The following is a 10,266-nucleotide window of genomic DNA, read 5'->3' as shown; positions in this document are numbered from 1 at the left end:
CCCAAGGACAGTGCCAATGCCTCCATTACTCCCATCCGATCATTCACCTGATTCGCTCACCTAACCCATCCACCCATCCACCCATCCACCCATCTACCTCACTCCCTCACGCCTTCTGGCTTACCGCCAGTATTGCGCACGTTCACTACTTTCTTCAGCACATTGAACCAGAACGTTGACCCCATAGAAATAGCAAATCCGCTGACCAGCCAGCCGATCAGCCGACGCGGTATAAAGGGAATCGGCCACGACTCTTCAGCATCGAGCTGCTGCCGCACCACCGTATCGCCGTAGCCCAGCGGAAAGGGAATATCATCGAGGGCCTGGTTGACGGCAACTTGCACCTGCTCTAGCTCTTGGCCAAAGTCACCCGGCGAATCGGCCACCAGCTGGTCGGCAGTTTGGGTAATCGAGCTGCGCAAAATTGGGTCTACGGCCAGGCGGGTGGCAATGTGAAACGAGTCGGCATTAATGGAGACGGCGGTGGCAATGCCAATCAGCAGAGCGACGGCCTTGGCGTTGCGCTTGTAGACCCCGGTGGCCCGCTCCATGCCGCGATCGAACCACTTCTCTAGCTCGTAGCCAAACAGCGTCACGTCGTCGCGGGCGGCATCGGCGGTGACCTCGACCTTGCAGGCAATCGCAGCCAGGCTGCTGCGCAGAGCCGGGGTAATAGGAGCCTTAGCCAGCCGATCGATGAGCACCTGGGCGTCGGGGTTACCCCCCCGAGCCAGACGGCTTAGCTCGCTGTAGGCCGGGCTATTACTGTCAAAAATATCGAGCAGTTGAGCCACGTTGGGGCGCAGTTTACTCAGCAGGGCCGCTTTTTCGGTAGGGGTGCTGGCCAGGCCGCGCTTGATGTACTCCAGGCGGCGCAGGAAAGTCTCGGTGAGGGGATGGTTGTCGGGCAAAATATCTGTGGCCATAAAGCCAAACTCTTCTAGCCGATTGACCACGCGATCGAGGCTTTCGGGCAGCGACACAATGCCCGCCTGAAAATCGTCAATAATGCCGTGAATGCCCACCTCCAGCTGCTGTAGCTCGGCATTGAGCAAAAACTCATTGCCGGTGCTGGCCTTCAGGTCACTGAGAATGTTGGTGACTGGAGCCAGCACGCGATCGCGGGTAAACCCATAGATGCGATCGTTAGCCAGCACCTGCCACAGGCTGCCCAGCTGCATGCGCTCTAGCAGACTGTTGGCAAACGCCTCGGGCGGAATGTAGGACGGGCCGCTAGTTTTGCCCACCCCAAACACGTTGCGCTGCCCCGTCAGGGTGCGATAGACGCGGCCAATAAAATGAGAAATACGGCGAAACGATCGCGCGATCGACCCCTTAGCCTCCTGATTCAAGCTGCGAATCCAAGGGCTTTCGTAGAGGGCATCGGCCAGTTCCTGGGCGGCCGCCGCCTTCTCGCGTTCGTTACCGGCCAGCAGCACCTCAATTGACTGCTTCAAATGCTCGGCTCGCCATTGCAGAAGGGTACCAATAATCTCCTGAGTCTCGCTGGCCAGCAAACTCAACACAAAAAAGATAAAGACCAGCCCCAGGGCAATGTCTAAAACTATAGGAAAGTTCATAGACTACCGCACAATTCTTTATTTTTCAAAACTCAGCTCATCTGGTATTGGGCTTTCGACAAATGTTCTACGCACTAGCCCCAAAAAACAATTGCTCTGCTGCTTAGCCAAACTTTTAGGGCAGCCAAAAATGGCCCTAGCTAGCAGCTAGAGAGCATCAGAAAAGGGCGAACCAGCCCATAACAGACTTGGTTCGCTCATTGTACTTAAGCGACCTAATAACGGATCATGTGATTTGAAAACCCAAACTGGTTTTCTCATCCACAGGCCCGCTTAGTCGTCGTCGTCTTCAAGAAAAGCGCCGTTGTCGCCCAACTGCTTAAGCCGAATGTGCTTGCGGCCCAGGGTAATTTCAAACTCGTCGCCGGCCCTCAACCCCATCTGTTTAGTGTAGGTCGAGCCAATCAGCAGGTTGCCATTCGACTGTACGGTAATGCGAAAGCTCGCGCTACGCCCACCGCGTCCGTTGCCGTTTTGAGAACTGTCGAGCTGTATACCCTCAGCTTCAATCAGCGCATTGAGAAATTTCATCATGTTGACCCGAGGGTTACCTGATTTAGTCAGGGTGTAATACCCACAGGCTTTTGCCTTGTCTTCTTTGCTCAGATCATCAAGGTCTTTAACCTTTTGCAGTAACTCTTTACCGACCAGCGGTTCTACATGAGTTGCGTTAGCCATTAACTCTATTCTCGTTCACAACGGTTTGCTCCAGACACTTTTTAAGCAGGGGCAGTAAACCTGTATCTGCCTAGCTCTACATTTAATGACAACACGCAAAATCATACTACAGTGAAATAGTTTTTGCATGCTCTTTTTTGACCTCTTAACGTTTCCTTCGCTAAGACTAAAACAAGCGCCCTTTGGCCCTACTTGAAAGTACTAAAAGTACTGGCCATTAGGCTGTTTTAACCTACTACTCAAGCAGATTAGGCGGCCTGCCGGGGACGTTGCCTTGAGCCAGAGACGCTCCTTAACCTACACTCAGATATAGATAAGCCAGGCCATTTAGCCACTACCGCGATCGCTCTCTTGGGCCGTTCTAGCGCTACAAAGGCTCTGTTAATCGGTATCGCGCCGCGTCATCAAAGGCTAACTTTTTGGGGATCTAAACTAGCCCATGAAACTAACGACTCGCGGCCACTACAGCGTCAAGGCTCTGCTCGATCTAACCCTACACCCATCTCGACAGCCCGTTTCAGTCAACACCATTGCCAGTCGCCAGGGGTTGCCGCCCCCCTATCTTGAAAAACTGCTAATCGATCTGCGGCGAGCTGGCATTGTCGACTCGGTGCGCGGCCCCCAGGGGGGATATCGATTGGCTAAACCCGCCGACCAAATATTTTTGGGCCAAATTTTAGCCGCCGTCGGCGAACAGGTCGACCCGCTCCCCCGTCACATTCCCCAGGCTGAGCAGGCCGAAGATTGGGTCACCTTTGCCGTCTGGAACCGCCTCTCCCAAAAACTCAAAGAAGCCCTCTATAGTATTTCCCTGGAAGATTTGTACTTTGATGCCCGCAGTTGGCAGGCGGCCCAGGGGGATGATGTCAGCTTTATGGTTTAGCGCTCTAGAATTTGGCGCTCTGGAATTTCACCAGGAATTGGTGCTGGTGTTGGCGGCAGGGCTAGACCGCCTGGTGGGCGATCCCTGGGGCTGGCCCCACCCGGTGCAGGCGATCGGGTGGGTGATTGATCGAGCCTCTCGGACGGTCTTTCGCCTCAAGCTATCGCCGCTGGCAGAGCGGAGTCTGGGGGTGCTGCTGGGTCTTGGCATCATTGTCGGCAGCGGGGTAGCAGGGTGGGGCGTGGTGTACCTGGCCCAGCGACTGCACCCGATGGTGGGCGCTGGGTGCGAGGTCGTTTTGCTGGCTAGCTGTTTGGCTGGTCGCAGTCTGCGGCAAGCGGCTGAAGATGTGCTGGCACCGCTACAGGCGGGCGATATTCCCACAGCCCGAGCCCGCCTGGCTCTCTACGTAGGCCGCGATACCGAGCATCTAGATCAGCCTGAAATTCTGCGGGCAGTGCTCGAAACCGTCAGCGAAAATGCCACCGATGGGGTGCTGGCTCCCCTGTTTTACGCCCTGGTGGGGGCGCTATTGCCCATGGGCAGCGTGCCCGTAGCTCTGGCCTACAAAGCCGCCAGCACCCTCGACTCCATGGTGGGCTACCGCGAAGCCCCCTATACCAATTTGGGCTGGTTTAGCGCCCGGTTTGAAGATGGTCTCACCTGGCTGCCCTGCCGCCTAACGGTGGTCACCATTTCCCTACTGTCGGGGCAGCCTGGCCACGTGCTGCGCCTCTGCCGCCGCGATGCCGACAATGACCCCAGCCCAAACGCTGGCTGGAGCGAAACCGCCTACGCCGCCGCTCTAGGGGTGCAGATGGGCGGCAAAAACACCTATCGCGGCCAGGTCAAAGAGAAACCGCTGCTGGGGGATGCCGTGCAGCCGATTACGGGCGATCGCATTTTCCAGGCCCTTGCCCTCACCCGCCGCGCTACTCTGCTGTGGCTCGCCGTGGGAGTAGCGTTTCTAACCCTCCAAACCTGGCTGTGACCCCACTCGGCCAGCGTGATTTGAGGCCGCAGGACAGATTATTCCGGCGAATAGCGCTGATTTAGGGCTGGTGGGCAGTGCCCACCCTACGGTACATTTGCACCCCGGTGGGGGCGTTCCCTGATTACTCCGGGCCTCGCCCCGTGCGCTCAAAGCCCAGCTCAATCAACGTATCGACCAGTTCCGCAAAGCTCACGCCGCTGGCGGCCCACATCATTGGGTACATGCTGGTAGCGGTGAAACCCGGCAGGGTGTTGATCTCATTGATGAGAATTTCCCCCGTCGCTTCGACGTAGAAAAAGTCTACCCGCGAAATTCCGGCGGCGTCTACGGCTTGAAATGCCGTCACCGCCATTTCTCGAATGCGGCGGGCAACATCTTCTGGCACCTGGGCCGGAATGGTGTGCTGCGACTGACCGCTGGTGTATTTGGTGTCGTAGTCGTAGAAGTCGCTCTGGAAAGTGATTTCGCCCAGCACCGAGGCCCTGGGGTTATCGTTGCCCAGCACGGCGCACTCAACCTCGCGGGCCACCACCCCAGTTTCGACAATGATGCGGCGATCGTAGCTGGCGGCGCTGTCGAGGGCGGCCTCTAGCTCTTTGCGAGTAGTGGCTTTGGCAATGCCCACCGATGACCCCAGGTTGGCGGGTTTGACAAAGCAGGGGTAGCCCAGCTCGACTTCGATGCGATCGCACAGCTTTGGAAAAATACAGGGGTTCGACCACACCTCAGCTCGGCTCACCGCCAGGTACTTAACCTGGGGCAGTCCGGCCTGGGCAAAGGCTGTTTTCATCGCGATTTTATCCATGCCCACCGCTGAACCCAGCACGCCAGCCCCCACATAGGGCTGCTGCATCAGGCTAAACACCCCCTGCACGGTGCCGTCTTCACCATTGGGGCCGTGCAGGACCGGAAACCAAATATCGATCGCATCGACCTGCTCAAACTGGGGCACCCGCAGGCGAGCCGTAGCCGTTGGGGCAGCAGCATCCTGGGGCGGCACGCCAGCGGTTAACACAGCCTCTGCCTCGGGGCCGGCCTGCCAGACGCCATCTTTGCCAATGTAGACCGGCAGCACGGTGTATTTGGCGGCATTGGTGCCGCTGGCCAGGGCGCGGGCGATCGCCTGCGCCGATCGAATCGATACCTCGTGCTCCCCTGAGCAGCCACCAAACACCAGCCCTACCGTTACTTTCGCCATAACATTTCTGCCTTCGCGCTAATTGCGGATAGGGTATCACAGCAGCGTTCTCGCGCTGCGCTGGCGTGGGCGATTGCAGAGAGCAGGAAAAAAAAAGCCTTGAGATCCCTCCAGGTATCTCAAGGCTTAACAATCAGGGTGCATCTACCTTTCCTTATTACGCCGGTCGCTGGACCCATCCGGATGGTTGGCCGAAGTTTTTTGCCCCACGCTAGTTGTTCAAACCTTGGCAACAGGCCCTCACTCGGCTGGAACACGGAGTTCTAGAAGGTTGCCGTCGGGGCCGCGAATATAGATCGAGACCAGCGGCCCGGTTGCCCCGGTACGCGGTACTGGCCCCTCCACATTTGGACAACATGTGCGCCTTCATCTCGATAGATTAAATTTGGCCAATAATCTGGCCAAATTTAATCTCGACACTATATTAAATGGGACGGGGCTGCGGTCAATCGTTCATCACAGTGCATAATGCCATTGATACATGGTGTGGCAGAGTGAGCGGTGAAGTACTTTTTTCTTTCAGACGGTTGGATAACGGGCCGGGTATGGGAATTTGGTGGTCTGTGGAACGAGCTGGGCTGGCAGCGCAAGCCCCACATGCGTCGCCTCAACCTGTCGATTCAAGAGCAGGGCGAAACCCTCTGGCTGTACCAGGTAGAAGAGACGGTGCTAATGGTTGAGGTCAAGCCTGAAAACACCACCAGCGAACCGATTGGGCAGGTGGTGCTGAAGCGGCTGATTACCGCCGAGCAGGTGATTGAACGACTCTGTGCCGCCACTGAAGCGCTGCCCAAACCAGACCTTCAGTAGATCGCTACGTCAGCCTATCGGTAGGGCCAGCTATCGGCTTAGATAAGGATTGCTAACCTTCTGCCCAAACGGGTACACCAATCCTCCTAGACTGGTAGTGGCAGAGCGCACAAACTAGGCCGTGAAGGCTAGAACAGGGCGCTTAGCCCCAATTTCACACCACATTATTACGCACGAGGACATAGGGCGTTGGCGGTTTTAGCAATTGTGCTGCTGCTGGTGGCAGCTTACCTACTGGGGTCAATTCCTACGGGCTATTTGATTGCCCGCTGGATTAAAGGTATTGATATTCGGCAGTACGGGTCGGGGGGCACGGGTGCCACCAATGTGCTGAGGGCGGTGGGCAAAGGGGCGGCGATCGCGGTCCTGATTATCGATCTGCTCAAGGGGTTGCTGGCGGTGCTGCTGGCGATCGCGCTTTGGCCCCAGATCTCTGCCCTGGCCCCCTTCGCCCCGCCGTTGCAGGCCTGGGTGACCATGCTGGCCGGGCTGATGGCTTTGGTAGGCCACAGCAAATCGGTGTGGATTAACTTTACCGGCGGCAAGTCGGCCGCCTCGGGGCTGGGGGTACTGATCGGTCTGGCCTGGCCGGTCGCGCTGGGGGCTGTCATCGCCTTTAGTCTTACCCTGGCCCTCAGCCGCATTGTGTCGCTGGGGTCGATCGCCGCTGCGATCGCCACCATGGTGCTCATGGTGGCCACCGGCCAGCCGCTGCCCTACGTGGTGCTGGGCATTTTGGGCGCGGGCTACGTTATCTTGCGCCACCGGGGTAATATCGACCGCCTGCTGGCCGGTACCGAACCCCGCCTGGGGCAGCAGCCCTCTAACCACGGCAGCTAAAGGGTCACCATCCATCGACCAAAAAACCCCAGGGCCGCAGCGCTGGGGTTTTGGCAGGAGTCGGGAGACAACGAAACCAGGGGAAAATTAACGCCTCTTTAAAGCATCGACTAGAGAGCCAAATCCGGGGGCAGAATGACCTGGTCGATACCGTGGATAATACCGTTGCTGGCCTGAATATCGGGCTCGACCACCATGGCATTATTCACCATGACATCGCCCGTCGTTTCGTCTACCACCAAAGACAGGGGAGTACCAGCAGCAGTAGGCACGTCCCCAGTGGTGACATCAGCGGCAGCCACTTCATCTTGCACCACGTGGTAGGTCAGCACTTGCCGCAGCAAATCCTGATTTTCGGGCAGCAGCAACTCGTCAAGGGTGCCTTCGGGTAGCGCTTCAAAGGCTTCGTTAGTGGGCGCAAACAGCGTAATCGGGCCGGTAGCAGACAGCGCTTCAGTCAAATCTGCGGCCTCAACAGCCTGGGCCAGAGTGCTAAACTCATCGGAGCTAGCCGCTAGATCAACTATGGTATCTTCACCAGTGGCGGAGTAGTCGGTGGCAGGCTCTTCGGTCACCATGGGGTCTTCGGGAGCGGTATCTACGGCGGTGGGGCCGGTTTCTGCACCACAGGCCGCTAGCAGCGCGGCAGCACCGACACTCGCAAAACCAGTTAGCCAGCGCTTAGCTTGAGAGGAACGCTTAATAGCCATGAAAAAGGTCCTTATACTCGAAACGGCGTAAAAAACATGCATGCGGAGTCAGCGCATGAGCACGCTTTAAAGAACTTAACAATGCGGCTATAGAGCAACCTCCTCCTAAGGAGAGAGAACGGTGTTCCCCGCTTTGCAGCCGCTTTTAGATGGAATATGCTTAAACTTCCTGGGCTGGCACATCGGAGCCAGCGGCAGCATCGGTATCGATGCGCTGCTGCCGCTGAACGGTGAGGGCCAGCAAAATTTGCTGGTGGCGATCGCGGGTAATCGGGTAACGGTAGCAAAACCACAGCCCCACCCCCAGCAGCAGGGCGGGCAGGGGGCCAATCAACAGGCGAATGGCGTTGAGTGCGGCCACCGGCTGAGTCGCGGCGGTGGCGAGGTACCCTGTAGCCCCCAAAATTTGCCCTGAGATAAACAGCGCCAGCGCCAGACCCAGCTTTTGCAAAAACACCAGGGCGCTAAAGTACAGCCCCTCCCGCCGTAGGCCAGTATTCAGTTCATCTAAATCAATCACATCGGGCAGCATGGCAAAGGGCACCATGTACAGCGTTGCCACCCCGACACCGGCCAAAATTCCCAGGGTGTACATCCACACCACCTGCCCCGGCTGCACCGTAGCCAGACCGCCCAGGGCGATCGCCGCCAGCGGTGCCCCCATCAAAAACACCGTGCGCTTGCCGGTGCGCTTGGCCACCCAGTCCCAGCCCCAGAGCATGGCGATCGCAGTTCCCTGCACCGCCAGCGCCATCTGGGCAAAGTGAGTGGCGGGCAGCCCCATCCAGGCCCCGACAAAGTAGGGCAGCATGGCGGCAGTCACCTGCACACTCATCCAGCCGCACAGGTAAAGGCCCAAAATTTGCCGAAAGGCCTGGTTGCTAAACACGCTGCGCAGCTGGGTCAGCAGCGCCGGAGCCTCGGCAGCGTTGGCCAGTTGCGGTCGGCCTCGCTGCACCTGCCAGTAGCGCCGGTAGGTACCCGCCACACAGAGGCCAATAATCACTACCGCCAGACTCGCGGACAGCGCCCCCAAAATAAAGAACTGGCGGGCCGGGTCGGCCACCCGCCCAAAGACCACTTGGGCCAGCAGCAGCGCCACAATGCTGCCGCCAATGCTAAAGGCCGACTTCATGCCGATCAGGTCGGTGCGCTCGTCGTAGTCATCGGCCAACTCGGCCGCCAGAGCTGTGTAGGGCAACTGCACCGCCGTAAAGGCTGCAAAGGCAAAGATCGACAGCACAATATAGTAGGCAAACACCCCCCACTGGGTTGGAAACGGCGGCACGGTCCACAGCAGCACCGACGCAATCGCCAGCGGAATCACCCCGCCCAGCATCCAGGGGTAGCGGCGACCCAGGGGCGATACCGTGCGATCGCTCAGCCAGCCAATCAGCGGGTCATTGATGGCGTCCCACACCCGGCCAAATAGCAACACCGCCCCCGCCAAAGCCGGACTCAGCCCCGCTACGGTTGTAAAAAAATACAGCACAAAAAACGCCGATAGGCTGGCCGGCACCGCTGCCGCCAACTCCCCTACGCCATAAAACACTTTCACCGAAACAGGCAGAGGCGGCAGCTTACGCAACAGAATCAGGCTCCACGGCAACAGGGGTTCATCATGCCATAGGTTTAACGCCTGTGGTTTACCCCGTACGAAGGGCCAGTACTGACGATTTTAGCAGCGGGTCTAGAGCGTAAGAATCTTCGGCTGGAGAGTAGGCGCAGCAGCGGCTCAAGCAACATTGGGGCAACACGATAAGATGACCTCGATACCACTTGCAGGGGTTAATGCCACCATGACAACAAAAACGGTAATGGTAGCCACAGCGCTGCTGATAGCAGGGTCATTGGCCGCCTGCGATGGTCGCAGCCCGAGTTCCCTGCAAAGCCCCGCTAACCCATCGGTCCCGCTCAATGCCCCTGGGCCGCCACCACCGCCAGAGGGGGCCTTTTTAGGCCAAATGTCGCCGACCCAAACTGACCAACTCACCAGTCTGGGCGTAGAGGTGATCGTGCCGGGGCAGGTGCCGCCATCGTTTTCGATTGTTGAAATGCGGGTTGATTCGAGCAGCTCTGGCCCTGGCTACCTGGTGGTTTACCAAAGCGAGGGCAGCCAGTGCTTTGCCGTCGAGTTTGCCGCCACAGGCATTGGCGATATGCCTGCCACCGAGGGCCGTCTGCCAATTCAGCCGCCTCTGTTTGGTGACCAGGGCTACGGACTCAACTACGGCCCCTTCACCGATGCCGAACTCAGCGCCGAGTTTCCGCAATCCAATCTCTTCACCGACTGGTTAATCGGCAGCTCTGGGGCCTACCGGCTCATTGGAGCCACCTACATCGGCGATCTGTTTGAGGCGCTGCAGGGCTGCGAAGACGTTACTCCCGAGGAGGCCGTGGCCCTGGCGGAGTCGTTGACGGTACTGACAGGCGACTCGATGGGTGAACCGAGCGGTGATTCACCTTAGGGTAAGTGGGTGAGTAGGTCAGTGGTGAGTGCGTGGGGGCAAAAAACGGGGCCACTAGTACCGCATAGCTAAAATAGACTGAATTAATCCAGCCCCCTAGCGCCC

Annotated in this window: 10 protein-coding genes and 1 pseudogene; 5 read left to right on the top strand and 6 right to left on the bottom strand. The window is 58.1% G+C overall.

Annotation, left to right across the window (positions count from 1 at the left end; genetic code table 11):
• Positions 1 to 98: 98 nt before the first annotated feature.
• The gene (locus tag IQ273_RS24830; protein ID WP_194025825.1) at positions 99 to 1,580 is read right to left on the bottom strand and encodes a hypothetical protein; all 1,482 of its coding nucleotides are present in this window, start codon (positions 1,578 to 1,580) and stop codon (positions 99 to 101) included.
• A 273-nt stretch (positions 1,581 to 1,853) separates the two neighbouring features.
• Positions 1,854 to 2,258, bottom strand: a complete 405-nt coding sequence (locus IQ273_RS24825) for an AbrB family transcriptional regulator (RefSeq protein WP_194025824.1) — start codon at positions 2,256 to 2,258, stop codon at positions 1,854 to 1,856.
• Between the two features lie 439 nt (positions 2,259 to 2,697).
• Between IQ273_RS24825 and IQ273_RS24820 the strand changes: the two genes are divergently transcribed.
• Positions 2,698 to 3,141, top strand: a complete 444-nt coding sequence (locus tag IQ273_RS24820; RefSeq protein ID WP_194025823.1) for an Rrf2 family transcriptional regulator — start codon at positions 2,698 to 2,700, stop codon at positions 3,139 to 3,141.
• Entirely contained in the window at positions 3,122 to 4,132 is a 1,011-nt protein-coding gene (cbiB, locus tag IQ273_RS24815) for an adenosylcobinamide-phosphate synthase CbiB (RefSeq protein WP_194025827.1), read from the top strand. The genes IQ273_RS24820 and cbiB overlap by 20 nt, the downstream gene beginning before the upstream one ends.
• Before the next feature lie 124 nt (positions 4,133 to 4,256).
• On the opposite strand, the gene IQ273_RS24810 is transcribed toward cbiB, so the two are convergent.
• Positions 4,257 to 5,333, bottom strand: coding sequence for a D-alanine--D-alanine ligase family protein (locus IQ273_RS24810; RefSeq protein WP_194025822.1), 1,077 nt, complete (start codon positions 5,331 to 5,333; stop codon positions 4,257 to 4,259).
• 240 nt (positions 5,334 to 5,573) lie between these two features.
• A pseudogene (locus IQ273_RS35980) lies at positions 5,574 to 5,675 on the bottom strand (VOC family protein); the annotation flags it as partial.
• 159 nt (positions 5,676 to 5,834) lie between these two features.
• Between IQ273_RS35980 and IQ273_RS24805 the strand changes: the two are divergent.
• Entirely contained in the window at positions 5,835 to 6,143 is a 309-nt protein-coding gene (locus tag IQ273_RS24805) for a hypothetical protein (RefSeq protein WP_194025821.1), read from the top strand.
• Between the two features lie 189 nt (positions 6,144 to 6,332).
• Positions 6,333 to 6,983 carry a glycerol-3-phosphate 1-O-acyltransferase PlsY gene (gene plsY / locus IQ273_RS24800; RefSeq protein ID WP_194025820.1) on the top strand — a complete coding sequence of 217 codons (651 nt, stop codon included), beginning with the start codon at positions 6,333 to 6,335 and terminating at the stop codon, positions 6,981 to 6,983.
• A gap of 110 nt (positions 6,984 to 7,093) precedes the next feature.
• Here plsY and IQ273_RS24795 read toward each other — a convergent pair whose 3' ends face one another.
• Both IQ273_RS24795 and IQ273_RS24790 read right to left on the bottom strand, forming a co-directional pair.
• On the bottom strand, positions 7,094 to 7,693 hold the full coding sequence (locus tag IQ273_RS24795; RefSeq protein WP_194025819.1) for a fasciclin domain-containing protein: 600 nt from the start codon (positions 7,691 to 7,693) through the stop codon (positions 7,094 to 7,096).
• Positions 7,694 to 7,853: 160 nt separating this feature from the next.
• Complete coding sequence (locus IQ273_RS24790) at positions 7,854 to 9,281, bottom strand: MFS transporter (protein ID WP_228053799.1); 1,428 nt, start codon at positions 9,279 to 9,281, stop codon at positions 7,854 to 7,856.
• A 211-nt stretch (positions 9,282 to 9,492) separates the two neighbouring features.
• On the opposite strand from IQ273_RS24790, the gene IQ273_RS24785 reads away from it, so the two are divergent.
• The gene (locus tag IQ273_RS24785) at positions 9,493 to 10,161 is read left to right on the top strand and encodes a hypothetical protein (protein WP_194025818.1); all 669 of its coding nucleotides are present in this window, start codon (positions 9,493 to 9,495) and stop codon (positions 10,159 to 10,161) included.
• Positions 10,162 to 10,266: the final 105 nt, after the last annotated feature.

The organism is Nodosilinea sp. LEGE 07298 (assembly GCF_015207265.1).
Lineage (GTDB): Bacteria > Cyanobacteriota > Cyanobacteriia > Phormidesmidales > Phormidesmidaceae > Nodosilinea.
Note: the sequence above shows the minus strand (reverse complement) of the source record. Positions and strands in the feature narration are given on the sequence as shown.

Excerpts from the sequence above, each read along its gene's own strand:
- IQ273_RS24830 (WP_194025825.1), bottom strand. The coding sequence starts at position 1,580 with ATGAACTTTCCTATAGTTTTAGACATTGCCCTGGGGCTGGTCTTTATC.
- IQ273_RS24825 (WP_194025824.1), bottom strand. The coding sequence starts at position 2,258 with ATGGCTAACGCAACTCATGTAGAACCGCTGGTCGGTAAAGAGTTACTG.
- IQ273_RS24820 (WP_194025823.1), top strand. The coding sequence starts at position 2,698 with ATGAAACTAACGACTCGCGGCCACTACAGCGTCAAGGCTCTGCTCGAT.
- cbiB (WP_194025827.1), top strand. The coding sequence starts at position 3,122 with ATGTCAGCTTTATGGTTTAGCGCTCTAGAATTTGGCGCTCTGGAATTT.
- IQ273_RS24810 (WP_194025822.1), bottom strand. The coding sequence starts at position 5,333 with ATGGCGAAAGTAACGGTAGGGCTGGTGTTTGGTGGCTGCTCAGGGGAG.
- IQ273_RS24795 (WP_194025819.1), bottom strand. The coding sequence starts at position 7,693 with ATGGCTATTAAGCGTTCCTCTCAAGCTAAGCGCTGGCTAACTGGTTTT.
- IQ273_RS24785 (WP_194025818.1), top strand. The coding sequence starts at position 9,493 with ATGACAACAAAAACGGTAATGGTAGCCACAGCGCTGCTGATAGCAGGG.